Genomic DNA, 26,454 nt, shown 5'->3' on the forward strand with positions numbered 1-26,454 from the left:
ACAAAAATGAAATTGGTAACACGAAAAGTATTAAATTTTTGCCGTTAAATAAGGCAAAATAAAGGGGGGTATTAATGCGCCATTACACTAAAAATGAATTAATATCTGAAAATAGGCTGCGGTTTAAAGAGTCATGTTTACTCTGTGCACAAAAAAGCGAGCATATATAAATGCTCGCCTTTATCAACTAGCTAACGCCTTACTCTTGAAAGTAAGTGCCCCAACCGTCGTATTCAACGTCACACTCAACAGCTAGCGCTGCAAGTTTATCAACGTCTTCCATTATAACTTCAACGTCTAGCTCAGCTTCGACTACAATATCAAAGCTCCAAATTTTGCTGCCATCTTCTAGCTCAAGCTCTGCCGGTTCTTCAACATCGTAGCCTAATTTAAAGGCAGCCAGTGCCGCTTGCTCTAATTTGCTAAAATCTTCGCATACAAAATGATGCTCAACTTCATAAAGTATTTCAGGATCAGAGCCATCTTCAAGTAGTGAACTTACGATGTCTTCACTTATTTCACGCCAGTTTTCCATTATTTATCTCTCGCTTGAGCATCTAATTCAGTTATTTTAGCAGCCATAATACTATGCACTTGGGTGGCCTGTTCACGGGCACCCACTTTTTTATCAAGTGATATAGGCGCTAACATTTCAATGTAAATTGTACCATTATCCCAGCGGTTTAGCTTAATAGTTTTATCAGTTGTGCTCATACATACCGGTACTATGGGTACATCTGCGCTTAAAGCGGTGTGAAATGCACCGGTTTTAAATGGCAGTAAACCGCGGCCATAGCTTCTTGTGCCTTCGGGAAATACCCAAATAGATAGGCCTTTTTGTTTGATTTTTTCAGCGGCTTTTGAAATTGTACCTGCCGCTTTTGAGCGATTAGCTCTATCAATCAATATGTTGCCCGACAACCAGTAAAGCTGTCCAAAAAATGGGATCCACTTTAAGCTTTTTTTGCCTAAGCTAACGCAATTTTCAGGCACCATAGCCGATACAGTAAATAAATCGTAATTGTTTTGATGGTTTGATAGGTAAACCGCAGGGCCAGTATTGAGCGCATCAGGGTGGCGTTTAAGGACAAGTTTAACCCCTAACATTTTAGCCATTGAGCCAAACCAGCCGGCTATCACATGCACATTATTAGGGTGAAACGGTCTCACAATCGACAATAACAACCCAAACACGCAGCTGAAAAATATAAACAGCACCATAATTAAAATACGTATAACAGCTAACAAACTTCTCTCCAAAATGTGTGTGCAATGCGCTATAAGCCACGCATATTTCACTATTATAACGTGATTTTATGACGATCACGAGACAATAGCGAACAGCTGTAAGCTGAAAAATACAGCATAAACAAAAACGGCCTGCAAAAGCAGGCCGTTAGAGGTGTATATTTCGGGTTTATTCTTCGACTAATGTGTCATCATTTTGCTCATCTGCCGGCGTAAACTCCACCACTGCTTCATCAACACGCTGCAGGCCTCGCGGTAACTTATTACCTCTACGCCCGCGCTCACCATGATAATGCTCCAGGTCACTCGGTTTAAGCGTTAGCTTTCGTTTACCAGCATGAAGGGTAACGCTACTGCCTTGTGGTACCACCGCCAGCACTTTGACAAACTCTTCACGTGCTTGCACTTTAGCCCCTGGTATAGAGATAATTTTATTGCCTTTACCTTTACCCAGTTTTGGTAAGTCGCGCAGTGGGAACAACAGCATGCGTCCTTCGTTCGAAATAGCCATGCAGTAATCGGTTGCTACATCGTTTACTCTGATTGGTGAGAGTAAAATTCCGCCCTTAGGCACGCTCACCAAGGCTTTACCGTTTTTATTTTTACTTACTAGGTCTTTAAAGTCAGTAATAAAACCATAACCCGCGTCAGAGGCCATAAGTAGCACTTGATTATCTTCACCCATTACCACGTGCTCAAAATTAGCTCCAGTGGTGAGGTTAAAGCGCCCTGTCATTGGCTCGCCTTGGCTACGTGCCGATGGCAAGCTGTGCGCATCGGTTGCAAATGCACGCCCTGCTGAGTCTAAAAATACCGCAGGCTGATTACTCTTACCCTTAGCGGAGGCTTTGTATTCATCGCCAGCACGGTAATTAAGCCCTTCTACGTCAATGTCATGGCCTTTACCAACACGTGCCCAGCCTTTATCAGAAAGCACGACTGTTACCGACTCTGAAGGAATTAAATCTTTTTCACTCAGTGCTTTAGCTTCTACGCGCTCAATAACAGGTGAGCGGCGATCGTCGCCATACATGTCGGCCGCTTCTTGAATTTCTTTTTTAAGAAGCGTTGACATACGACGGTCTGAGCCAAGCGTTTGCTCTAACTTGTCACGTTCTTTGGCCAGCTCATCTTGCTCGCCACGTATTTTAAATTCTTCTAGTTTTGCTAAATGACGAAGTTTTAACTCTAAAATGGCTTCGGCTTGAGTATCGGTTAAATCAAAGCGCTCCATCAACACAGGTTTTGGTTTATCTTCTGTGCGAATAATTTCAATCACTTCATCAATATTTAAAAAGGCAGCAAGTAAACCTTCTAAAATATGCAATCGTGCCAGTACTTTATCTAAACGGTGCTGTAAGCGCCTACGTACTGTTTCGCGTCTAAACGTTAGCCACTCAGATAAAATACTGCGTAGGTCTTTTACTTGCGGGCGGCCATCAAGGCCTAACATGTTTAAGTTTACACGGTAGTTTTTTTCAAGGTCGGTGGTGGCAAATAAGTGCGCCATTAACGGCTCAGCTTTAATGCGGTTTGAACGCGGTACAATCACAATACGGGTAGGATTTTCGTGATCAGACTCATCTCGTAAATCAGCGACCATTGGCAGCTTTTTAGCATTCATTTGCGCTGCTATTTGCTCAAGCACTTTAGCCCCTGAACACTGATGCGGTAGCGCCGTAATAACAATATCGCCATGCTCTTCAGTATACACCGCGCGCATTTTAATTGAGCCTCGGCCGGTTTTGTATATTTTATGAATATCGGCTTTTGGGGTAATTATTTCAGCGTCGGTTGGATAATCAGGTGCGTGCACAAGCTCAAGTAACTCATCAAGCTCGGTTTTAGGCTTATCAAGTAATAAACAACAGGCACTGGCTACTTCACGCACATTATGTGGGGGAATATCGGTTGCCATACCTACTGCAATACCCGTTACGCCATTTAACAAAATATGCGGTAAGCGCGCCGGTAACACTAATGGCTCGTCCATAGTGCCGTCAAAGTTTGGCGTCCAATCAACGGTGCCTTGCCCTAGCTCTTTAAGTAATACCTCAGAGAACTTTGATAAGCGTGCTTCGGTATAACGCATTGCTGCAAACGATTTAGGGTCATCTGCTGCCCCCCAGTTACCTTGCCCATCGACTAATGGGTAACGGTAAGAAAACGGCTGTGCCATTAATACCATAGCCTCGTAACAGGCACTGTCGCCATGCGGGTGGTATTTACCTAATACATCACCTACCGTACGAGCCGATTTTTTATATTTAGCAGCGGCCGATAAACCCAGCTCGCTCATAGCATAAATAATACGACGTTGAACCGGTTTTAAACCATCACCAACATGCGGTAATGCACGGTCCATAATTACGTACATAGAGTAATTTAAGTAGGCGTCTTCGGTAAAACGCCCCATTGTTTGTTGTTCAATTCCTTGCATTAGCAAGGTATCTGTATCACTCATTAAAGCTTACCTAGTTTTTCTTATAGCTTACGCGGTAGATCACGTTTGCGTAATCGTCGCTTATTAGCAGACTGCCGTCATTTAATTGTGCAAATGCAACTGGGCGTCCAAAGGTTGTTTCGTTATGCATAAAGCCGGTAATAAATGGCGTGTATTTAGTAATACGCCCTTGCTCTACATTGGCTACAGCCACTTTATAACCTGACTTTTTAGTACGATTCCACGAGCCATGTTCAGCAACAAATAGCTGCTCTTTGTAAGAGCCCGGGAACTGTTTACCGGTATAAAAATGAATACCAAGGGGCGCAACGTGAGCACCTAGCGCAAGCGCTGGCGGGCTGTAGTCGCTAATGTTTTTACCTTTACCAAACTCAGGATCTGCAATGGCACCGGCGTGAACGTAAGGAAAACCAAAGTGCTCGTTTTCTTTACTTACGCGGTTAATTTCATCAGGTGGAATATCATCACCCATCATGTCGCGGCCATTATCACTAAACCATAATGCTTGCGTGCTTGGATGAAAGTCAAACCCCACTGAGTTACGTACCCCTTGGGCTATTGTTTTAATTTGTTTGGTTTCTACATCAAGTGCAAAAATACGCCCGTAACGCTCATCTTCGGCGCATATATTACACGGAACACCAACCGGAATAATAAGCTCTCCGGTGGGTGCAAAGCGTAAAAACTTCCACCCGTGGTGACGATCCGATGGCAACGCGTTGTAAACTACGTCAAATTTAGGGTCTTTTAACTGCGTGTCTACGTTTTTAAAGCGAATAATACGGTGTACTTCACCTACGTATAAGTCGCCATCTTTAATTGCTAAACCAGAGGGCATGTTTAGCCCCTCAGCAATCACCATTTTTTTATCTGCTACGCCATCACTGTTATGATCGATTAACGCATACACATTTCCTGCTTTGCGCGAACCTGCGTAAACAATGCCTTTTTTTGATACTGCTATTTGGCGTGCATTTTCAACATCATCAGCAAATAAGCTTACCTCAAACCCAGGTGCTACGGTGAGTTTGTCTAGTATGTCTTTTGCCATCGCTGGGGCTGTTGTTAAGCCAAGCAATAATAAACTTCCTAGTATTTTATTCATTTGCCTCTCCAAGTGTTAAACACAAGCCTATTATACCTGTGCTTTATTACCGTGATCTTCTAGCCACTGGCGTCTGTCTGACGAGCGCTTTTTAGCAAGTAGCATATCCATCATTTCTAATGTTTGCTCTTCTTCATCTAGCGTAAGTTGCACTAAGCGGCGAGTATTTGGGTCCATTGTCGTTTCGCGCAGCTGCAGCGGGTTCATTTCGCCCAGCCCTTTAAATCGTTGCACGTTTACTTTACCGCGCTTTTTCTCTGCTTCTATGCGGGCCAAAATACCTGTTTTTTCATCTTCATCGAGGGCGTAATACACCTCTTTACCAATGTCGATTCTAAACAGCGGTGGCATAGCTACGTATACATGTCCTGTTTTAACCAGTTGCGGAAAATGACGCACAAACAAAGCACACAATAAGGTGGCAATGTGTAGTCCATCCGAGTCAGCATCGGCCAATATACAAATTTTATTATAACGCAGGCCGGTTAAATCAGTTGAGTCTGGGTCAATACCCAGCGCCACCGAAATATCATGCACCTCTTGCGAGGCTAATATTTGCCCTGATTCAACTTCCCACGTATTCAAAATTTTACCGCGCAGTGGCATTATTGCCTGAAACTCACGATCGCGTGCCTGCTTAGCCGAGCCACCTGCTGAGTCACCCTCTACCAAAAATAGCTCGGTACGGTCGTTATCGGCGGCACTACAGTCGGTTAGTTTACCGGGTAACGCAGGGCCTGAGGTAACGCGTTTACGCACTACTTTTTTCGCCGCTCGCAATCGGCGCTGTGCATTTGAAATACATAGTTCTGCAAGCAATTCTGCAGTGTCTGTGTGCTCGTTTAACCATAAGCTAAATGAGTCTTTAACCACACCCGATACAAACGCTGCACATGAGCGAGAAGAAAGCTTTTCTTTGGTTTGGCCGGCAAATTGTGGGTCTTGCATTTTTACCGATAACACATAGCTACAGCGCTCCCAAATATCATCTGGGGTAAGCTTTACGCCACGCGGTAATAAGTTTCTAAATTCACAAAATTCGCGCATTGCTTCAAGTAAGCCTTGGCGCAAACCATTTACGTGTGTACCACCTTGTGCGGTAGGAATAAGGTTTACATAGCTCTCAGCAATCGACTCACCGCCCTCAGGTTGCCATACAACAGCCCAATCAGCCCCTTCAATCGAGCTTGAAAACTCGCCTACAAATGGGTCTTTTGGCAGTACTTCAAAGCCTTTAACAGCTTCAATTAAGTAATCCTTTAAGCCTGTTTCGTAAAACCATTCTTGAGTTTCTTTAGTTTGCTTATTAACAAACTTAATGCGCAAGCCTGGACATAAAACCGCTTTTGCTTTTAATAGGTGGTTTAATTTAGTAATTGAAAAGTTAGCTGAGTCAAAGTAACTCGCATCGGGCCAAAATCGAACGGTTGTACCGGTGTTGCGCTTACCAACAGTGCCAATGACATTTAAGTCTTCAACTTTATCGCCATTTTCAAAGGCCATTCTAAATTGTTGAGCGTCGCGCCTTACCGTTACTTCAACACGGTGCGATAACGCATTTACAACCGAAATACCTACCCCGTGTAAACCGCCCGAAAACTGATAGTTTTTGTTAGAGAATTTACCACCTGCATGCAGCTTGGTAAAAATCAGCTCCACCCCTGGAATACCTTCCTCAGGGTGAATATCTATAGGCATACCACGGCCATCGTCTATAACTTCAAGAGAGTTATCTTCGTGTAAGATCACATCAATTTTAGTGGCATGGCCCGCCATGGCTTCATCGACACTGTTATCGATAACCTCTTGGCCTAAATGGTTTGGACGTACCGTGTCGGTATACATACCAGGGCGGCGTTTTACCGGCTCTAATCCATTGAGAACCTCAATGGCTTCGGCGTTATAATTTTGCTGACTCATAATTTTTATCTTTATATGCGCTTAGGCTAATTTGTTTTAGGTAATTTAAGAAACTCTACAATACTATCTAAGGTGCGTTCAAAACCAACAAAGCTGTGATCGCCACCAAACTCAACTAACTGTTTGCATTGTGAAAAATAATTTACTGCGTGTTGATAATTTAACACTTCATCTCCCGTTTGCTGCAACAAATAGAGCAATTCGGGGGATGTTAATTTAGGCACATACAATGCTTTTAAAGCATCCATGTGGCTGGTATTTAACTCATAATGATAATCTTGATACGGATTATAATTGTGGCCAATAAGCGGCGCTAATAAGTTAAACGGTGCTACTGCTGGGTTTATTAATGCTGCTCGCAGGTTATAACGCTGCGACAAATAGGTGGCATAAAATCCACCTAGTGAGCTCCCAAGTAACGCGGTATCTGGCGTTAATAAATGCTCAAGCTGTAAAATAGCTTGTAAGGGCTCGTGATTTAAACGCGGTACGCAATAGTCAACGTCATAGTTTGCCATAAGCTCGCTAAAGCGCACAGCTTTATATGATTTTTCAGAACTATTAAAGCCATGAATATAAATTACGCGTTTAACCATACAACATCCGTTTTAACTGTTAAAGCATTGTCCTGTGTAGTTAAATGCAACATTCGATAAGCGGGGCCGTGGTTTTCTTGCTGCCATTGCGGGCAATTTTTTGTAAATTGCACCGAACTGGCGGGCGTTGCATAAATACTCAGCTCTCTAAAAGTTTGCGTATAGTGATTATGCACATGACCGTGCAGCAACGCCGCTACATTAGCGCTATTAACTAACACGTTTAATAATTGCGGGCCGTTTTCAAGCATGTGTTTATCAAGGTAGCCATTAATAGCAAGCGGGTTGTGATGACAAAACACCACATGCTGCGATTGCGAACTTGCTAAACAATCCGCGATTTCATTTAAGTGCTCGCTAGACACCCACCCTGCAGGTGTAGGGCCTTTTGAGTTTATAAGTAGCAGCTCAAATCCTTGTGCGATAATGCGTTTAGCCGACACTATTTGCCCACCACTGATACGATTAAGCATGGCAATCTCATCATGATTGCCTGGTACCCAAAATACTGGGCAGGTCAAATCAGCGTTATTAATAAGCTCGGCAAATAATAAATAAGATTCAAAACTATGATCTTGTGTTAAATCACCACCAAATATAACCGCATCTAATGACTGCGTGGCCATGTGCGCTAATACTTGTGCAAAATGCGCGGCGGTGTTTACGTTAAAGTACTCTGCGTTAGGGTCGGCAAATAAATGGCTATCGGTTATATGCGCAACACGCAGCGATGAGCGGTTAAAGTGATAATGTTCATCAAACCAAGCCATTGTTTATATCCCAGTTTAGTACTGCTCGGCCATGCTCTACACAGGCTACTAACCAGTCATATAAAAATGCATTAAGTTGATACTTTTCATCTTTTTGGTGCATTTTAGGGTTTGGATAACCATAAGATGGCTTTATCCGTTGATGGTAATCGTGGTGAATAATTTCAGCCACTTTTGCATCTTGATAAAGCCTTACTGTTAAATACAAAGGAGAAACGCCTTTAACCATCCCTGTTAGCTGTTTGATAGAAATATCCAGTGTGTACTTAGCACTATCGTCAATGATAATGGCAAATTCACTATGACCTAATTTAACTTTACGCACACTATTAGCGCTGCGCTCTTTAGGTAGTAGTTTTGAAAGACGTACGTAATTATGCTCGCAAAGCGTCATGTACTTTGGGAGGCTCTGAATATATCGTTGGGTTGCTAAAAGTGCTGTCAAAGTACCGCCGTATTAAAAAGTTAAAATTATGTCCACTTACTGCTTATTTTTTCACGATTTAACGCCAACCACTGTAAACAGATTACCGTTGCCGCATTATCTATTTCACCATTATTGAGGCGCGAAAGCGCATCATCAAGGCTTAAAATATGGGTTTTAATGTCTTCACCTTCGCTTTCAAGGCCATATACACCACTTTGTACTTGGCTTAAATCTGCCCGTGCTAGGTATAAATGTAAGCGCTCAGTGGTACCACCCGGACTTGAAAGGTAAGAGAGCATAAATTCGAGATCAGTAAGCTCAAGCCCAGCCTCTTCATAGGCTTCTTTTTTTACCACCCCTTCGTAATCGGTACTGCCATCGGTCATACCGGCAATACATTCTAGCAGCCAGGGCGAGTGTTTGCTGTTAATAGCGCCAATACGTATTTGCTCTATTAATAGTACACTTTGCGTAGTTACATCATAAGGTAGAACAGCAATGGCATCGCCCCTCTCTAGTATTTCGCGCTTTATAAGTTGCGATGTACCACCATTAAACAGGCTATGCTCAAACTCATACATATCCACCTTAAAAAAGCCATTATACAGACTTTTAACTGCTTTTAAGCTCACATCTTTATGTGTAAATTGAACCAAGCTTTTATCTGCCATATTATACATCCCGCTTATTTAAACGATTAAAGTTTGTTAATATATTCTGTTACATTTGAACATACAGTTTTACTAATTTCTTTTTTAGTTATTAAGCAAAACACGTTACCATGCTTTTAGTACAAAATTTGTCTAAGGACTGAACCTAACATGAAAAAGAACATCCTTGCAGCGCTCGTTAGTTTGTCGTGCGCATTAGGCACAACCACAGCAAGTGCTGAAAATTTAATGCAAGTTTTTGAAATTGCTACCGCTAACGATCCCACAGTTTTAAAAGCAAAAGCCCAAGCAGATGCGCAATCTTACGAGAGCGATTTAGCAATGAGTGCATTACTGCCGCAAATTGGCGTAAGCATGGGCTATGAAAAAAGCAATTCTACCTCTTTTCAAAGCGTTGGTGATTTAGCTGACCAAGTTAAAATAAACAGCGATACCGACCAATTCACGCGTGGTGTTAGTTTAAGCCAAACCTTATTCGACTTAGGCGCATGGAATACACTTGATATTGCCGAAAAACAAGCGTTGCAAGCCAATGCGCAATACGATAACGCAAAACAAAACTTAATTGTGCGCGTTGCTGAAGGCTATTTTAACGTATTAAGCGCCATTGATAGCCTTGAATTTGTGCAAGCCGAAAAGCGTGCCATTGAACGCCAGTTAGAGCAAACCAAACAGCGCTACGCAGTTGGCCTTACAGCGATTACAGATGTTCACGAAGCGCAAGCACAATACGATAACTCAGTAGCACAAGAAATTATTGCTAGTAATGCCGTTGAAACCGCACGCGAGCAACTGCGTGAAATAACCGGTAAATACCACGCAAAACTTGATTTTTTAGACACCGAAACATTTTCAACAGTAAAACCGGTTAAAAAACCGACTGACTTTGTAAAAGTAGCTGAGAACAATAATATCAGCTTACAAGTGGCTAAAGTCACTGTTGATATTGCTAAGGATCAGATCACGCTTGCTAAAGCTGGCCACTACCCAAAGCTAACACTTGATGCCAGCTACGGTGATTCTTTAACTGACCAAAATATAAATGGTTTAAGCTTTAACGACCAACCACGTGCCGACTCAACATCGGTTGCCGTTAATTTAAGTGTTCCTCTGTACACAGGCGGCGCAACCGTAGCTGCAACTAAACAAGCCCGTGCGTTTTATGTTTCAGCCAGCCAAGATTACGAAACAAATTACCGCGCCGTAACGCGTACCGTTATTACCTCATACAACCAAGTTGTATCAGACATCGCGACTTACAAAGCTCTAGAGCAAGCTGTGGTATCAGCGCAAAGTGCGCTTAAAGCAACAGAAGCTGGCTTTGAAGTAGGCACGCGTACTATTGTTGATGTGCTTGTAAGCACGCAAAACTTGTATGATGCAAAACGTAACCTAGCTGATGTACGCTATCGTTACGTGTTATCTACGCTTCGCTTAAAGCAAGCTGCAGGTACACTAACAAGTGCCGATTTACTGGGTATTAACCAAGGCTTAAAAAAAGCCTAATAAGTTAAAAAGTAACGTTTAAAGCCAGCCATTGCTGGCTTTTTGTATTTTATAACACTAAGCGTTAAACTAGCGTTTTTATTTTAGAGAGTATTTTGTGGTCACCTCATCTCCTTTTAAAGCCTCGTTTTTAGGCCCTCGTTATTGGCTAACGTGGATTGGCGTTTTCTTTTTGTATTTGATTTCGTGGTTGCCACAAAAAATTCAGCTTAGCTTAGGTAAGTTATTGGGGCGCTTAGTACATAAATTTATGAAACGTCGTCGCCATATTGCCGAGGTTAATATAAAGCTGTGTTTTCCTGATATGAGCGAAGTCGAGCAACAACAGCTTGTGCTAAAAAACATGGAAAATACCGGTATTGCCATGGTTGAAACTGGCATGGCCTGGTGGTGGCCGCAGTGGCGCGTTAAAAAAGCATATGGCTCTATCAAAGGATTAGAGCACTTTGAGCGCGTGCAGGCTCAAGGTAAAGGCGTATTGCTATTGGTGCCGCATATTTTGCATTTAGAAATGGCGAGTCGTGTTATGGGCACCAAATGCCAAGGGCTTGGGTTTTACCGCCCACACAACAATGCACTCATGGAATACTTTACAACCAATGGCCGCCTTCGTTCTAACGAGTATTTAATTGGACGAAAGGACGTAAAAGGCTTGTTAAAGTCACTAAAAAATAAAAAGGTGTGTTATTACCTACCCGACCAAGACTACGGCCGTAACCGCTGTGAATTTGTGCCTTTTTACGCAGTGCCAGATACAGCCACCACCACAGGCACATTACTTTTTGCAGCAAGTAAACACTGCGAAACCATGAGCCTAATTAGTCGACGTGATGAGCACGGTAAATACCATTTAGAAATAGTACCTGAGCTTGAGAACTTCCCAAGCGGCGATGATAAAGCAGATGTAACACGTGTTAATCAGCGCGTTGAGCAATCAATTAACGCAGCGCCTGAGCAATACATGTGGCTGCACCGCCGTTTTAAAACACGCCCAGATAAAAATACTCCTTCTTTTTATAAAAAGTAGTGGTATAAATAAATAATGATAATAAATGAGCATGAGTTATGTGGTTTTGGGTTAAGCATTTAATACTAGCAGTTGCATTAATTTTACTGGCTATCTATGTGTTAGTCGGAGCGGGACCACTGTTTGACATAAAAGAGACTAAAAACGCAGCTGCCGAGGGGCTTTCTCGCTTTTATTCGTCTATCCGTAACCAAGTTAAATCCGATAAGGAGCGCGATAAGTTTGTACTGCAGCTTAAAAAGCCCGAGCAAACACTTGATCGTGTTTTAGCAGAGCGCGGCAGAGCCGTTGACCCTATGCCAGCTAGCTGGACAGGAACAAGTGAACCAAGACGCTTTGAAAACGGCTCAACGTTAAAAGGCGTACTGGACCAATACGCTAAAAGCGAAGGTATTCAATTATATTGGTATTTGAGTAAAGACTACGTTGTAAAAGATTATTTTAGGGTTGATAGCAGTTTTACCTCAGCGCTTTACCAAGTTGGTAGTGCAATTAATGATGACTTTGAAAATGAAGTTTATACTTTTTTTTGCTTCAGACAGCGCGCAGCGGTAATCACTGAGCTGCCCTCTGAATTTGTGCGCAGCAATTGTTTAAAGCTTAATACTTAGAAGCGTAAATAAACCAAACCCATACATAATAAAAACCCAAGCCTGTGCTTAGGTTTTTAGTGTTTATGCTTCTAGTTCAAATATTGCATTCCAGCATGCCGTTACACTTTCTATATCGGTTTGATACTCCTTACGCGACACCAAGCGACCTTGCTGATTTAGGCTTAAAACGTGGTAACGTGAGCGATAATCAATATACGCCTGAATTAACTGCTGCTTTTGGGTTTTAGTGATACAACCAATCGCGGCAGCGTCTGTGAGTATTCTTACATTATCGGAAAACACCGTTAGCTGGCTAAACTGATTTGCGTTTTTGAGCACTAGGTATTGAGTTATAAATTCAATGTCGGTCATGGCGCCTACATCTTGTTTTAAATCAAATTGCTCAGAGTTTCCCTTAGCTAAGTGCGTGCGCATTTTTTCGCGCATTTTAAGCACATCCTGCTTAAGTGTATCTACATCGCGTGGGGCACATAATATCTCTTTACGAATTTGTGCAAAGCGCGCTCTTAGCTCATCTTGGCCTAATATAACGCGGGCGCGCACAAGCGCTTGGTGCTCCCAAGTCCATGCTTGGGTTTGCTGATAATGATTAAAGCTCTCTAAGTTAATAGCCAATAAACCAGAGGCGCCTTCAGGGCGCAGGCGTGTATCAAGCTCATACAATATGCCCGAGGCGGTACGGGTATTAAATAAATGCATTAAGCGCTGTGCAAGTTTTAAATAAAACTGTCGTGAGGTAATCGATTTATCGCCATTGGTGCTGCTATTACCATCGTGATTATGCACAAACACAAGGTCTAGGTCGGAGTCGTAGCCTACTTCAAAGCCGCCCGTTTTACCGTACGCAATAACGGCAAAGCCTTTGTGTTCATCATCTGTATTTGGCGGCATGCCAAAGCGCTTAACCGTGTTATACCACGCTATATTAACGGCTTGGTCTACCACAACCTCGGCAAGAGCCGTTAAGTGATCGCTTACTTTCATAACATCAATCACACCGGTTGCATCGGCAGCCGCAATACGTAATTGATGTGTTTGCTTAAATTGCCTAAGCGCTTCCATTTGTAGCTCTAGGTCGTCGTGTTCTATACGCAAAAAATATTGTCGTATTTCATCTTTATAGGCGCTCAACGGCGTAGGTTTGTAAAGCGCAGCAGGGTCTATTAGTTCATCAAGCAAAATAGGATAACGGGAAATATGCTCCCCTATCCATTTACTATGGCAACATAATAAAACAAGCTGCTTTAGCGCACCTTGGTTTTCGTACAGTAATTCAAGGTAAGCAGTACGAGATACAATTTTATTTAAAATTTGGCATACCAAGGTAAATGTTTCACCACTAGCATTAAAGTCACTGAGCTGTTTGAGCAATAAAGGCATTAGTTTGTCGAGAATATCTCGCCCACGATTACCTATATTTACCTTACTCAAACGTTGTTTAAAATCATGAAGTGGCACTTGCCATTGCTCTTTTATATCGTTTAAAAAGCTAACATCACCATGATCCCAAGTACTTATAAACGCACCTTCGCAGGTATCAAGGGGAACGGTTTCCTCCCCTATCACCAATAAAAATTCATCGTGAATTTTGGCCATGACCTGCTCAATATCGCTCATGGTATGGTTAAAACTTTCAGACTCGAGTAAGTAATTTAAGCGCTCTTGATTAAGCTCATCATCGGGCAGGGTTTGTGTTTGTTGATCGTCAAACATTTGCAAGTATTGCTCTACTTTACGTAAGTGTAAGTAGTTGCGCTTTAGCTCATTCGCTTCTTGCTCATCCATCGCTTGGTTTAACGTTAACTGCTCTAAGGCGTACAGTAGTGATTGGGTTTGTAAGTTAGCTTCTCGCCCACCACGCACCATTTGTAAAGCTTGTACAATAAATTCAACCTCGCGAATACCACCAGCACCTAGTTTTATATTGTTGGTCAGGCGTTTTCGGCGAACCTCTTGGGCTATCATAAGCTTCATTTTTCTCAGCGATTCGATCACCGAAAAATCAATATATCGACGATAAACAAAGGGCTTTAAAAGCTGTATAAATTCATCCCAATATTGATTGGGTGTGCCAATTAACCGCCCTTTTAACATGGCGTAACGTTCCCAATCGCGCCCTTGCTCTTGGTAGTAATCTTCTATGGCGTGAAAGCTCATCACTAAAGGCCCACTTTCACCAAATGGACGCAAGCGCATATCAACCCTAAATACTTGGCCATCACCGGTTACTTGATTAAGTGCATTAATCAGTTTTTGTGCTACTTTGGTGTAAAACACTTGGGCTTCAATACGTTTGCGCCCACCTTGGGTCGGTACATTGCGCGGGTAGGCAAAAATTAAATCTATATCTGATGAATAATTAAGCTCGTGGCCGCCCAATTTACCCATGCCTAAAACCATTAAAGGCAAAGAGTTACCTTGCTCATCTAATGGCTCCCCTGCTGTTTTTGCCGTTTGCGCATGGGCCCATCTATTTGCGCTATTAATAAGCATATCAGCTAATAGGCTTATGTATTTAATGCTGTCACTGATTGGGTTATCGCAACACAAATCGAGGTACGCTACTTTTAGCCAGTATTTTTCTCGGTACTGCCTTAAAATTTTGTTGCACTGGTTTTCATCTACCTGCTGCAAGTCAAGGCCGTCGAATGGCGCGGGAACATCTCGGCTAAATTGCTCATCGGGGTTTATTAACCAGTCTTTTAGTTGAGGTTGCGACTCTAAACAGCGAAAAGCAAAGTCGCTCAAAGCACATAATTTTACAACTTCTTCTTGTATAGGTTGCTGCGGATACAGCTGTGCAAAGCGTGTTGAGCCAAGTTTTTGTAATTGAATAGGAAGTTGCATTTTGTTACTCATCAATCCTCTCTTTTATATATGCGCTAACCATACTAGAATAACTAAAACCAAGAAAGGTTATCTCTACTTAGGATCAGCATGTCATATTTATCATTATCTAACACTAGTTTAGTTGCGATTGCCATTAGTTTTGCGGTTATATGCATTACTATTTTTAGTCTTAGAATTGTCGCTCAAATAAAAGCAAAACAGGCACTTAAAGATGAACTAGCGCAGCATGATAATTTTGCAATGGGGATTAGTTTCGCCTCAGAAATTACCGTGGTTATTGCCACTATGGCGTTTTTATTTGATGAAATAAGTATGAGTACGGCACAACATAATCCATTAAAAGTGGTTATTTTAATTGTTCTATTATTTACATTTATAAAAGCCGGACATTTAATTCATAGAAAGTGGATATTACATAGATTTAATGAAGAAGCTGCTATATTAAAGCAAAATGTATGCGCTGCATTGGTTGATTCTGGTATGTTATTAGCCAACTGTATTATTGCACTTGGCTTGTATACCTGGACTCATGCACAAGGGTTTAGTAACTTACTTATTGCTTTTGTTAGCTTTTTTACGCTACAAGGGATGTTTGCGCTAGATAGCAAAATCCGTGAATACCGCTTCGCTAAAGCAAACCAAGGTGCCTCACTGCAAAGTAACTTTAACCTTGAAAACACCTCTATTGGCATTAGATATGCAGGAAAATCAATAGGTTTAGCCCTAGCCGTGTATGCTGGATTATCTAGTGCGGCCTTTCAAAATGGAAAAATGGTCGAAAATATATTTACACTGGTAATGCATTGCGGTGTAATGTGGGTGTTATTATATTGTTTAAGTTTTGTAATAAAAGCAATTTCATTACCCAATATTGATACCGCTTTAGAGGTCGACCATCAAGACAATATAGGCATAGCATGCATTGAGTTTGCTGTTTTTTGTGCTATAGGCTATTTACTTATTAGCATGTTTTCACTTTAACGCCAGGCTATTAAATAAGTCGCCAAGCGCCCCGTATTTAGTTAACTGGCATAACACATTTGCATAAAGCAACGGGGCCCTATGTCATTTGAAGTAACTAACTATTTGTTAATTGATATAGATAACGAATTTAGTCGTACATTTGCCGAGTATTATTTTAAGCACACGGCACCCAATACACCCAGCACCTTAATAGTTGCAGGCAGTAACACCCGTAAGCTGGTCAAAATGATGTTTGACGAACTCATTAAAGACTATTGCTATTGCGACCTAGAAAACGAAATTAGCGTATCTGAACTGGCCACTTACCTGCACGAGCACCAAGATATTCAGGGCGTGTTATTTAATAACACCGACTACCTACTTGCCGACGACAAACAACGTTTTATATATAACTCCCTGCATGAAAAACGCTACGTAGTTAGCTTTGACGACAACGGCTATACATTTAATCGTATTACTGATGAAGGCTTTAAAAATCACTTATCGTGCGATACTGATATTGCCGAAACACCTAAAGATTTAATCGCACTTGCCAAGGCACTTAAACAAAAATAAATAATTGCGTACAACGCCCTGCTTACTTACCATAGCGCTATACACCTTTACGCTATAAAATAAGTGACCCCCATGCGAGTACCTCATATTTATCAGGCATCGAGTATTGCCTTAAACACCCCGGTTTCTTTAAACGACGATGCAGCGGGCCATATTGGCCGCGTATTGCGCATGAAAGTAGGCGAACATGTGTCTATTTTTAATGGCGAAGGCGGTGAATACTTCAGTGAAATTATTGAGGTAACTAAAAAATCAGTTGTTGTTATGCCACAACGTTTTGATGAGCATGATGTCGAATCGCCGCTTAAAATTCATTTAGGGCAATGCGTATCGCGTGGCGACAAAATGGACTTTACCATCCAAAAATCTGTTGAGCTTGGTATTAGCGAAATCACCCCTATTTTTAGTCAGCGCTGTGGCGTTAAACTTAGTGGCGACCGGTTAGAAAAAAAACACCAACAATGGCAAAAAATTGCAATTTCAGCCGCCGAACAATCGGGGCGTAACTTTGTGCCAGTTGTTCACACACCGGTTGATTTAAAGCAATGGCTTGAACAACAAACAGACGCCATTAAGCTCACTTTGCACCCTCGTGCCGAGCACAGCATTAAAACAATAACCGTTCCAAGTACCGGTGTACGCTTTTTAGTAGGCCCTGAAGGCGGCTTTACCGATGAAGAAATGCTGCAAACTAAAGATCAGCACTTTATTGATATTCGCTTAGGGCCGCGTGTTTTACGAACAGAAACGGCCGCTTTAACGGTCTTAAGTGCATTACAATTACAATTTGGCGATTTAGCTAATTGAAATAGCTCAATGGCACCCTCATATTAAAACTATTAGCACTCTAGTAGTCATTATAATTAGATTAAGGCACAGCGCATGGCGATAAAGTTAGGTATTATTTCTGATCCTATTAGTGGATTTAACATCAAAAAAGACACCGGTTTTGCAATGATGATGCAAGCGCAAAAACGTGGCTACGAAATTTACTACATGGAGATGGATGACTTATCGCTTCGCCAAGGTAAATCGTATGCAACCGCAGCAAAAGCGCAGGTATTTAACAACACCGAAAAGTGGTACGAACTTGAAGAAAAGACCACAATCGCGCTTGCCGACCTAGACGTTATTTTAATGCGAAAAGATCCACCGTTCGATACGGAGTACATCTACGCAACTTATATCTTAGAGCGTGCAGAGCAAGAAGGTACGTTAATTATTAATAAACCACAAAGCCTGCGTGATGCTAACGAAAAGCTATTTACAGCGTGGTTTAGCGAGCATACGCCCGATACGCTAGTAACACGCAGCCAAGCTCAAATACGCGCGTTTTTAGCTGAGCATAAAGACATTATTTTAAAACCACTCGATGGCATGGGCGGCGCATCTATTTTTCGTATTAAAGAAGATGATGCAAACATTGGCGTTATTTGCGAAACCTTAACTGAGCATGGTAGTCGCTTTGCCATGGTGCAAAATTACATTCCAGAGATCAAACAAGGTGATAAACGCGTATTGGTTGTTGATGGTGAAGTTATTCCGTATTGTTTAGCGCGTATTCCACAAAATGGTGAAACCCGCGGTAACTTAGCTGCAGGTGGCCGTGGTGAAGCCCGCCCCCTTAGCGAGTCAGACCTTAAAATAGCTCAAGCAGTTGCCCCTACGCTTAAAGAAAAAGGGTTAGTGTTTGTAGGGTTAGATATTATTGGCGACAAGCTCACCGAAATTAACGTAACAGCACCAACCTGCGTACGTGAAATTGAAGCCGCTTACGATATATCTATTACCGGTATTTTGTTTGACGCAATTGAGCGTAAGCTCGCTAAATAAACACCATTTAAAAGTCCATTAATTTAAGTATTTCATACAATTAATGGACTTTTTATACGCTACGTATATATCTATGCCATACTCAAAGTTCAATAAGTATTCATAAACTAAAAGGGTGAAATCTATGCAATCATTAGAAAATCATTTTTTAATCGCTATGCCGTCGATGCAAGACCCTTTTTTTAAACGTGCCGTTACCTATATTTGTGAGCACAATGAAGATGGGGCTATGGGATTGGTGATCAACCAGCCTATTGATGTGACCGTTGGTGAGCTTTTAGATAAAATAGAAATAGACAACGACAAAACCCAACAAGCCGCGCAAGTCTCTGTGTTTGCAGGTGGTCCGGTTAAAACCGACCGAGGTTTTGTACTTCATTCACCTCAGCCAGGCTACTCTGCAAGCCAAAAGCTTAGCAGTGATATAATGATCACCACATCAAAAGACGTACTTGCCAACCTGACCACCGCCCACGCACCTGAGCAATTTATTATTACGCTTGGTTATTCGGGCTGGGAGCAAGGACAACTTGAGAAAGAGCTTTTAGATAACAGTTGGTTGATCATTAAAGCCGATCCGAAGATCATTTTTGATACGCCGGTAGAAAAACGCTGGGAAAAAGCAGTTTCAATGCTAGGCTTTGATGTTAGCCAACTTTGCAGCGAAGCTGGACACGCTTAAAGAACGATAATGACGAAAAAAAACCTTAAGCCGCAAGGCCAGCGCACCGTAATGGGCTTTGACTTTGGCACCAAAAGCATTGGTATTGCCATAGGACAAGAGCTCACAGGCAGTGCGTCTAGCTTAAAAGCGGTAAAAGCCCAAGATGGTATTCCTAATTGGGATCATATTGCGGTTCAAGTTAAAGAGTGGCAACCCGACTTAATGGTCGTCGGGTTACCCCTTAATATGGATGGTACTTCGCAAGAGGTAACCTTTAAGGCTAAAAAGTTTGCTAATCGCTTGCACAACCATTACGGCATACCGGTGCAAACACAAGATGAGCGACTCACAACCGCCGATGCAAAAGCGCGTTTATTTGAGCACGGTGGCTATAAAAATTTAGGGAAAGGAAATGTCGATAATATGTCGGCAGTAATTATTTTAGAGAGTTTTTTTGAAGCCAGTTATGGTGAATAAGTAATGCAGACTCCTTTAATTACGTAATCTATTTTAAAGGTAGAAAAACACCGCAGTGGTATAAAACGTTATAAGTAATTTTATCCATAAAAAAAGCGCCCAGCGGCGCTTTTTTTGTGGATAAAATACAGTGTTAATTGCTGTTTTTATCATCTAGTCCATCAATAGTTACACCTTGTAAAAATCCTGCACCTTGTTGCTCATTATTGCGCAGCTTAATCATTAAGCGTAAATCGTTTGGCGAATCAGCATGATGTAGTGCATCGGCGTAATTAATACGCTGCTGTTTGTATAGCTCAAATAAGGCTTGGTCAAAGGTTTGCATACCCATTTCTTTAGACTTAGACATGGCCTCTTTTATGCCACCAATATCCCCATTTTTAATTAGCTCTGCCACCATGGGTGAGTTTAATAATATTTCAATCGCGGCTACACGCCCTTCCCCATCAGAAGTGGGAATAAGTTGCTGGGCAACAATGGCGCGTAAATTTAGCGCTAAGTCGTACTTAAGCTTGTCGTGTTTTTCTTTAGGCACTAAGTGCATAATACGGTCAATGGCTTGGTTGGCATTATTAGCATGCAATGTAGCCACACATAAGTGACCCGTTTCGGCAAAGCTCAGTGCGTATTCCATGGTTTCTTGCGAGCGTATTTCACCAATTAAAATAACATCGGGAGCTTGGCGTAAAGAGCTTTTAAGTGCCGACTCAAAGCTGTCGGTATCAAGCCCTACTTCGCGCTGAGTAATAATACTTTTACGGTGCTCGTGCACAAACTCAATCGGATCTTCAATGGTGAGTATATGGCCGCGCTGGTTGCGGTTTCTGTAGCCGATTAAGGCAGCCAGTGAAGTTGATTTACCCGTGCCAGTACCACCAACAAACAGCACTAACCCGCGCTTTGACATAATCACATCGGTAAGTGTAGAGGGCAGCCCTAAATCACTTATATCAGGTATTTGCGTTACAATGCGGCGAATAACCATACCCGCTCTATCGCGCTGCCAAAAAGCCGATATACGAAAACGCCCTTCGTCTGTGGCTATCGCAAAGTTACACTCTTTAGTAGTATGAAATTCGTTTTTTTGTTTATCGCTCATCGCTGACTCTACAAGCGCAAGCGATTGCTCATCACTTAACTTATCGTCGCTAAGAGCGATAAGCTCACCATTAATTTTTGCACTGACTGGTAATTGGCTAGAGACAAATAAATCCGAGCCTTTTTTATCAATCATTATGTGTAAAAAGTGATTTAAAGATAAATTCATAATATGTCCTTAGCCACCAAACTGGGTTTTATCTTGGGCTTTTTCTTTTGCGGCTGCGGTTGTCACAATGCCGTGATTAACTAAATTATTTAAACATTGATCCATGGTTTGCATGCCGTGTGATGCACCCGTTTGAATAGACGAATACATTTGTGCAATTTTATCTTCACGAATTAAGTTACGAATCGCCGGTACACCAATCATAATTTCGTGCGCGGCCACGCGTCCACCGCCAATTTTTTTAAGTAGTGTTTGCGAAATAACGGCACGCAGTGACTCAGAAAGCATTGAACGCACCATATCTTTTTCTTCACCTGGGAATACATCAATAATACGGTCAATCGTTTTTGGTGCCGAGGTGGTATGTAGCGTACCAAACACTAAGTGGCCGGTTTCTGCGGCGGTCATCGCAAGGCGAATGGTTTCTAAGTCACGTAGCTCACCAACGAGTATTACATCCGGGTCTTCACGCAGCGCGCTGCGCAGTGCATTAGAGAAGCTGTGCGTATCTCGGTGTACTTCACGTTGGTTAATAAGACTGAGTTTATTATCGTGTACAAATTCGATAGGATCTTCAATGGTGAGGATATGGTGATGTTTTGTTTGATTTATATAATCGACCATAGCCGCAAGCGTTGTTGATTTACCCGAACCAGTTGGGCCGGTAACCAATACTAAACCACGCGGGTTATCTGATATTGTTTTAAAAATATCTGGCGCACCTAAATCCTCAAGCGTCAGTACATCGCTAGGGATGGTACGAAACACCGCTGCAGGGCCGCGGTTTGAGTTAAATGCGTTAACACGAAATCGTGCAAGGTTAGGCACTTCAAACGAAAAATCCACTTCTAGATTTTGTTCGTAGTCCTTGCGCTGATTATCGTTCATAATGTCGTAAACAAGGCTGTTTACGTCTTTGTCTGCAAGTGCAGGTATATTAATGCGGCGAACATCACCATCTACGCGTATCATAGGTGAAACACCTGACGATAAGTGTAAATCAGATGCTTTGTGTTGCACACTAAACGCTAATAATTCGGTAATATCCATTTATGACTCCACAACTAACTGATAAATATATGGTTACAATAGCAGAACGACTCACATCCGCCTACGCTAGAATTGCCAGCGCGGCTAAAAATGCTAAACGTAGTAGCGACGCTATTACGCTGCTAGCTGTATCAAAAACAAAACCAAGCGACGATATTATTGCTGCCTACGAGCATGGCCAGCGCCAATTTGGTGAGTCTTATGTTCAAGAGGCTGTAGATAAAATAGCTCAACTACACACATTTAGCGACATCATTTGGCATTTCATTGGCCCTATTCAATCAAATAAAAGCGCCCTTGTTGCTGCACATTTTGATTGGGTACAAAGCGTAGATAGAATAAAAATAGCTAAGCGTTTAAACAGTCAACGTCCAGAAAACCTAGCGCCTTTAAATGTGCTTATTCAAGTAAATATAAGCGCCGAGGAGGCAAAGTCGGGCTGCAGCGTAGAGCAAATCCCCGAACTAGCTGAGTTTATTGACCAATGTGAGCAACTCACTTTGCGTGGTTTAATGGCTATTCCGGCTAAAAGCGACGATCCGAGTGAGCAAAGTCAATCTTTTGAGCAATTACAAACTTGCTTTGATAAACTAAAGGCCCAATATCCTCATATAGATACGTTGTCGATGGGGATGAGCAATGATGTTGAAGCCGCCGTTAGCGCAGGTTCAACCATGGTGAGGATCGGCACAGATATTTTTGGAACTCGAACTTAAAAGGTGATAACAGACATATGTCAGATAAAACAATCGCATTTATAGGCACAGGTAACATGAGCTACGCCATTATTGGTGGCATGGTAAAAAACGGTTTTAATGCAAACAACATCATTGCTACAAACCGCAACCAAGAAAAGCTTGCCAAGGTAGCAGACGATTTCAAGGTGAAAACCACCAGCGACAATAACGAAGCCTTACGCGATGCTGATGTCATTGTATTGTCTGTTAAACCACAAATGATGGGCGATTTATGTAAATCGTTTCAAGAATCGGGTATCGACTTTAGTGATAAACTGTTTATTTCGGTAGCGGCTGGCTTAACCGTTAAGCGTTTACGCGAAATGCTTGGCCAAAACGTTAAAATGGTACGTTGTATGCCAAACACGCCATCGCTACTAGGGCGTGGTGTATCGGGTTTATTTGGCGCAGATGAAACAGCCGAAGAGCACGACTTTGTACAACAAGTGTTTGAGTGCACAGGTATTGTTGTGTGGGTAGAGCAAGAGTCGCAAATTAACGATGTCATTGCTGTGACAGGCTCATCGCCCGCTTACTTTTTCTTATTTATGGAAGCCATTGAAGAAAAAGCGAAAGCACTTGGCTTTAACGATGAAGATGCGCGCCGCTTAGTACAGCAAACTGCGCTGGGTGCAGCCGAAATGGCATTGAGCCAACCAGAGATAAGCATTTCGCAATTACGCGCTAATGTAACTTCTAAAGGCGGCACCACCCATGCTGCGGTTGAGCATTTAAAAGGCGAAGGCCTAGTGCAAACAGTTAGCGATGCAATGGATGCGTGTATTGCGCGTGCAATGCAAATGGAAAAAGAACTTTAAAATTACTTTTTATTGAAGGTTACACTATGAATGCCATGCAATTTTTGATCAGTACCCTGTTTGATTTGTTTTTAATGGTGGTACTACTGCGTTTTTGGCTACAGTGGGCAAAAGCCGACTTTTACAACCCAATGAGCCAATTTGTGGTTAAAGCAACGTCGTTTGCAGTTAACCCGTTACGTAAAATTATACCCGGGTTAGGTGGGCTTGATTTAGCCTCTCTATTGCTGGCATTTATTGTAGCCGTTGCCAAAATTAGTACTTTAATGCTGGTGATATACGGCGCATGGGCTGCGCAACCTGTGTTTATACAAGCACTTATTACCGTACTTAAAGAAGGCTTAAACCTTGTATTTTGGGTATTGATTATTCGCGCTATTTTAAGCTGGGTAAGTCAAGGTTATAACCCAATAGAAGCGGTTTTCCATCAGCTTACTGAGCCAATGCTCAAGCCACTTCGTAAAATTATTCCACCAATGGGTGGCTTAGATTTATCGGTGCTTGTACTAATTATTGGTATTCAGTTTTTACAAATGCTGCTAATGGACTTTTTAGCCTAAATTTTTTGTTATAAGCAAAAGAGGCCCTTTGGCCTCTTTTTTATATAGGACATCATAATGAACCGTTTAATTAAGTTTTGCTTTATTAGTTTTTTAGCCTTTGCTTTTAATGCCCACAGTGAAGACATGCAAGGCGCACAGTACAAAGAGCTGGGCCCTTGGCAAGTGCATTACATTGCTTTTCCATCTACCTTTATTCAGCCGCAAATAGCTAAAACATATGGCCTTGAGCGTAGTGGTTATAAAGGCATTGTTAATATTTCAGTACTGAAAAACAATAGCGATAAAACCGCGCAAACCGCTCAGCTCAGCGGCACCGCAAAAAACCTACTCGGCAATAAGCAAGCCCTTACTTTTAAAGAAGTAAAAGAAGGTGAATCAATTTATTACCTTGCGCAAGTAGACTACACCAACGAAGAGATTTTACGTTTTGAGATAAACATCCAGCAAGGTAGTCAGTCTCAAAAACTCACGTTTCAGCAAAAATTTTACGTAGATTAAAAACATGACCAAAACATTAGTGCTTGCCACAGGCAACCCTGGCAAAGTTAACGAGCTGGCCAATATGCTTAGCCCGCTTAATATAAATGTGCTTCCGCAAAGCGATTTTAACGTAGGCGAAGTGGCCGAAACCGGCACCACCTTTGTAGAGAACGCGATAATTAAAGCCCGCCATGCTGCTAAAATTACCGGCATGCCAGCCATTGCAGATGACTCAGGCTTAGAGGTAGATGGCTTAAATGGTGCGCCGGGTGTGTACTCAGCTCGTTTTGCCGGTGAAAGCGCCAGCGATCAAGACAACATAGATAAACTACTTAACGAATTAGCCGATAACCCAAATCGTAAAGCCCGCTTTTGGTGTGTGCTGGTATTAATGCGCCACGCCGATGACCCTACCCCACTTATTTGCAGCGCAAGCTGGGAAGGCGAAATTACACAAACCCAAAATGGCGAAGGCGGCTTTGGTTACGACCCAGTATTTTTTGTTAAAGAGCAAAACTGTACCAGCGCCGAGCTCACCAAAGCGCAAAAAAATGCAGTGAGTCATCGCGGCCAAGCACTTAAAAAGTTATTACTAGAGCTACAAAGCAAAGGCGGCCTGTGAACCTTCCACCACTGAGCTTATATGTGCACGTACCTTGGTGCGTGCAAAAATGCCCCTATTGCGATTTTAATAGCCATGGGCAAAAAGGCGACATTCCTGAAGCTGAATATGTTCAGCATTTAATTGACGACTTAAAAGCCGATTTACACTTGGTGCAAGGGCGTAAAATTCACAGTATATTTATTGGCGGCGGTACACCAAGCTTATTAACTGGCGATGCATATACCCGCTTGTTAAACGAAGTCGATAACCTAATTGGCCTAAGCGACAACTGCGAAATAACCCTTGAGGCTAATCCTGGTACCGTAGAAACCGGACGCTTTAAAGAGTACGTTAAAGCGGGTATTAACCGTATTTCTATTGGCGTGCAAAGCATGCAAAACGACAAGTTAAAAGCACTTGGCCGTATTCATGGTGCCGATGAAGCGCACTACGCTGCAGAGCAAGCTAAGCAAGCCGGGTTAAATAGCTTTAACCTTGATTTAATGCATGGCTTACCGGGGCAAAGCCTTGACGATGCACTGAGCGATTTAAAAAAAATAATTGCTTTAAATCCGCCACATATATCTTGGTATCAGCTCACTATTGAACCTAATACACAATTTGCATCCAAGCCGCCAACTTTGCCACAAGATGAAACCCTATGGGATATTCAAGAGCAAGGCCAAGCACTACTTGCTCAAGCCGGTTACATACAATACGAAATATCGGGCTATGCAAAGCCAGGCTTTCAATGCCAACATAACTTGAATTATTGGCGTTTTGGCGATTATCTCGGTATTGGCTGTGGCGCTCATGGTAAGGTGACTGATGCAAAAATCGGCATTATTACCCGTACTGAAAAAATTAAGCATCCGCGCGGTTACATGGATATGCTTAAGCCGTACTTGTATAAAAGCTGGCAAGTAGAGCAAGAAGATTTAGCCTTTGAATTTTTTATGAATCGCTTTCGCTTAGTCGAGCCTTGCCCTATTGATGATTACAGTGCGCTGACTAATCAGCCATTGCAAAGCCAACAAACAGCGTTAGCTAAAGCAATAAATGCAGGTTTGTTAATACAAGAAAGCGGCCATTGGCAAGTTAGCCTCAAAGGGCATCGTTTTTTAAATGACCTGCTAGAATTGTTCGTGTAGTGGTTTTAACCACGCGCGATAAACATAAAATACAAGCAAATAAATATAATACACCCTAATGGGTTTCTAACAA

The 26,454-nt window shown here is 42.2% G+C and carries 27 protein-coding genes; 15 read left to right on the plus strand and 12 right to left on the minus strand.

Annotation, left to right across the window (positions count from 1 at the left end):
• Positions 1-199 precede the first annotated feature (199 nt).
• The 9 genes from rraB to PSI06_RS02220 form a co-directional block, all read right to left on the minus strand.
• Positions 200-535, minus strand: a complete 336-nt coding sequence (rraB, locus tag PSI06_RS02180; protein ID WP_004587970.1) for a ribonuclease E inhibitor RraB — start codon at positions 533-535, stop codon at positions 200-202.
• Positions 535-1,248 (minus strand): 1-acylglycerol-3-phosphate O-acyltransferase, encoded by a 714-nt coding sequence (locus PSI06_RS02185; protein WP_273602705.1) that lies wholly within the window; start codon positions 1,246-1,248, stop codon positions 535-537. Before PSI06_RS02185 ends, rraB begins: the two co-directional genes overlap by 1 nt.
• 169 nt (positions 1,249-1,417) lie before the next feature.
• Positions 1,418-3,712 (minus strand): DNA topoisomerase IV subunit A, encoded by a 2,295-nt coding sequence (gene parC / locus PSI06_RS02190; protein WP_096041195.1) that lies wholly within the window; start codon positions 3,710-3,712, stop codon positions 1,418-1,420.
• Between the two features lie 10 nt (positions 3,713-3,722).
• Positions 3,723-4,817 carry a PQQ-dependent sugar dehydrogenase gene (locus PSI06_RS02195; protein ID WP_024031553.1) on the minus strand — a complete coding sequence of 365 codons (1,095 nt, stop codon included), beginning with the start codon at positions 4,815-4,817 and terminating at the stop codon, positions 3,723-3,725.
• Between the two features lie 30 nt (positions 4,818-4,847).
• Entirely contained in the window at positions 4,848-6,737 is a 1,890-nt protein-coding gene (gene parE, locus PSI06_RS02200; RefSeq protein WP_055254871.1) for a DNA topoisomerase IV subunit B, read from the minus strand.
• 26 nt (positions 6,738-6,763) lie between these two features.
• The gene (locus PSI06_RS02205; RefSeq protein ID WP_273602706.1) at positions 6,764-7,333 is read right to left on the minus strand and encodes a YqiA/YcfP family alpha/beta fold hydrolase; all 570 of its coding nucleotides are present in this window, start codon (positions 7,331-7,333) and stop codon (positions 6,764-6,766) included.
• The gene (locus PSI06_RS02210; RefSeq protein WP_273602707.1) at positions 7,318-8,103 is read right to left on the minus strand and encodes a metallophosphoesterase; all 786 of its coding nucleotides are present in this window, start codon (positions 8,101-8,103) and stop codon (positions 7,318-7,320) included. Before PSI06_RS02210 ends, PSI06_RS02205 begins: the two co-directional genes overlap by 16 nt.
• On the minus strand, positions 8,090-8,548 hold the full coding sequence (locus tag PSI06_RS02215) for a DUF1249 domain-containing protein (RefSeq protein ID WP_024031550.1): 459 nt from the start codon (positions 8,546-8,548) through the stop codon (positions 8,090-8,092). The genes PSI06_RS02210 and PSI06_RS02215 overlap by 14 nt, the downstream gene beginning before the upstream one ends.
• A 26-nt stretch (positions 8,549-8,574) precedes the next feature.
• A complete protein-coding gene (locus PSI06_RS02220; RefSeq protein ID WP_004587962.1) occupies positions 8,575-9,201 on the minus strand; it encodes an NUDIX domain-containing protein in 627 nt (208 codons plus the stop codon).
• Between the two features lie 150 nt (positions 9,202-9,351).
• On the opposite strand from PSI06_RS02220, the gene tolC reads away from it, so the two are divergent.
• From tolC to PSI06_RS02235, 3 genes are all read left to right on the plus strand, one after another.
• A complete protein-coding gene (tolC, locus tag PSI06_RS02225) occupies positions 9,352-10,707 on the plus strand; it encodes an outer membrane channel protein TolC (RefSeq protein WP_273602708.1) in 1,356 nt (451 codons plus the stop codon).
• 97 nt (positions 10,708-10,804) lie between these two features.
• Complete coding sequence (gene lpxL / locus PSI06_RS02230; RefSeq protein ID WP_273602709.1) at positions 10,805-11,734, plus strand: LpxL/LpxP family Kdo(2)-lipid IV(A) lauroyl/palmitoleoyl acyltransferase; 930 nt, start codon at positions 10,805-10,807, stop codon at positions 11,732-11,734.
• Positions 11,735-11,772: 38 nt separating this feature from the next.
• Entirely contained in the window at positions 11,773-12,345 is a 573-nt protein-coding gene (locus tag PSI06_RS02235) for a TcpQ domain-containing protein (RefSeq protein ID WP_004587959.1), read from the plus strand.
• A 63-nt stretch (positions 12,346-12,408) separates the two neighbouring features.
• On the opposite strand, the gene glnE is transcribed toward PSI06_RS02235, so the two are convergent.
• Positions 12,409-15,207 carry a bifunctional [glutamate--ammonia ligase]-adenylyl-L-tyrosine phosphorylase/[glutamate--ammonia-ligase] adenylyltransferase gene (glnE, locus tag PSI06_RS02240; protein ID WP_273604974.1) on the minus strand — a complete coding sequence of 933 codons (2,799 nt, stop codon included), beginning with the start codon at positions 15,205-15,207 and terminating at the stop codon, positions 12,409-12,411.
• A gap of 78 nt (positions 15,208-15,285) precedes the next feature.
• On the opposite strand from glnE, the gene PSI06_RS02245 reads away from it, so the two are divergent.
• The 6 genes from PSI06_RS02245 (at position 15,286) to ruvX (ending at position 19,711) form a co-directional block, all read left to right on the plus strand.
• Positions 15,286-16,179 (plus strand): DUF350 domain-containing protein, encoded by an 894-nt coding sequence (locus PSI06_RS02245; RefSeq protein ID WP_273602711.1) that lies wholly within the window; start codon positions 15,286-15,288, stop codon positions 16,177-16,179.
• Between the two features lie 81 nt (positions 16,180-16,260).
• Positions 16,261-16,737 (plus strand): hypothetical protein, encoded by a 477-nt coding sequence (locus PSI06_RS02250; RefSeq protein ID WP_273602712.1) that lies wholly within the window; start codon positions 16,261-16,263, stop codon positions 16,735-16,737.
• Between the two features lie 72 nt (positions 16,738-16,809).
• Positions 16,810-17,544, plus strand: a complete 735-nt coding sequence (gene rsmE, locus PSI06_RS02255; RefSeq protein ID WP_273602713.1) for a 16S rRNA (uracil(1498)-N(3))-methyltransferase — start codon at positions 16,810-16,812, stop codon at positions 17,542-17,544.
• Positions 17,545-17,619: 75 nt separating this feature from the next.
• Positions 17,620-18,570, plus strand: a complete 951-nt coding sequence (gene gshB, locus PSI06_RS02260) for a glutathione synthase (protein WP_029772385.1) — start codon at positions 17,620-17,622, stop codon at positions 18,568-18,570.
• Between the two features lie 124 nt (positions 18,571-18,694).
• Positions 18,695-19,252 (plus strand): YqgE/AlgH family protein, encoded by a 558-nt coding sequence (locus tag PSI06_RS02265; protein WP_004586843.1) that lies wholly within the window; start codon positions 18,695-18,697, stop codon positions 19,250-19,252.
• A gap of 9 nt (positions 19,253-19,261) precedes the next feature.
• Complete coding sequence (ruvX, locus tag PSI06_RS02270; protein WP_004586842.1) at positions 19,262-19,711, plus strand: Holliday junction resolvase RuvX; 450 nt, start codon at positions 19,262-19,264, stop codon at positions 19,709-19,711.
• 133 nt (positions 19,712-19,844) lie between these two features.
• Here the strand turns inward: ruvX and PSI06_RS02275 are convergent, their stop codons facing one another.
• Both PSI06_RS02275 and PSI06_RS02280 read right to left on the minus strand, forming a co-directional pair.
• Entirely contained in the window at positions 19,845-20,978 is a 1,134-nt protein-coding gene (locus PSI06_RS02275; protein ID WP_054983574.1) for a PilT/PilU family type 4a pilus ATPase, read from the minus strand.
• Positions 20,979-20,987: 9 nt separating this feature from the next.
• On the minus strand, positions 20,988-22,028 hold the full coding sequence (locus PSI06_RS02280; protein ID WP_004586840.1) for a type IV pilus twitching motility protein PilT: 1,041 nt from the start codon (positions 22,026-22,028) through the stop codon (positions 20,988-20,990).
• A gap of 2 nt (positions 22,029-22,030) precedes the next feature.
• Here PSI06_RS02280 and PSI06_RS02285 point away from each other — a divergent pair, with 2 nt between their 5' ends.
• Genes PSI06_RS02285 through hemW form a run of 6 tightly spaced genes read left to right on the plus strand, consistent with a single transcriptional unit; the run spans position 22,031 to position 26,381 of the window.
• On the plus strand, positions 22,031-22,744 hold the full coding sequence (locus tag PSI06_RS02285) for a YggS family pyridoxal phosphate-dependent enzyme (protein ID WP_004586839.1): 714 nt from the start codon (positions 22,031-22,033) through the stop codon (positions 22,742-22,744).
• Between the two features lie 17 nt (positions 22,745-22,761).
• Entirely contained in the window at positions 22,762-23,583 is an 822-nt protein-coding gene (proC, locus tag PSI06_RS02290) for a pyrroline-5-carboxylate reductase (protein WP_004586838.1), read from the plus strand.
• A gap of 26 nt (positions 23,584-23,609) precedes the next feature.
• Entirely contained in the window at positions 23,610-24,143 is a 534-nt protein-coding gene (locus PSI06_RS02295; protein ID WP_004586837.1) for a YggT family protein, read from the plus strand.
• 57 nt (positions 24,144-24,200) lie between these two features.
• A complete protein-coding gene (locus PSI06_RS02300; protein WP_004586836.1) occupies positions 24,201-24,644 on the plus strand; it encodes a DUF4426 domain-containing protein in 444 nt (147 codons plus the stop codon).
• Positions 24,645-24,648: 4 nt separating this feature from the next.
• Positions 24,649-25,248: an XTP/dITP diphosphatase gene (locus PSI06_RS02305; RefSeq protein WP_004586835.1), complete on the plus strand. Its 600-nt coding sequence runs from the start codon at positions 24,649-24,651 to the stop codon at positions 25,246-25,248.
• Complete coding sequence (hemW, locus tag PSI06_RS02310) at positions 25,245-26,381, plus strand: radical SAM family heme chaperone HemW (protein ID WP_004586834.1); 1,137 nt, start codon at positions 25,245-25,247, stop codon at positions 26,379-26,381. Before PSI06_RS02305 ends, hemW begins: the two co-directional genes overlap by 4 nt.
• The last annotated feature ends 73 nt before the right edge of the window (positions 26,382-26,454 follow it).

Origin of the sequence: Pseudoalteromonas sp. GABNS16E, from assembly GCF_028598715.1 — a bacterium.
In the GTDB taxonomy this organism is placed as follows: domain Bacteria; phylum Pseudomonadota; class Gammaproteobacteria; order Enterobacterales; family Alteromonadaceae; genus Pseudoalteromonas; species Pseudoalteromonas atlantica.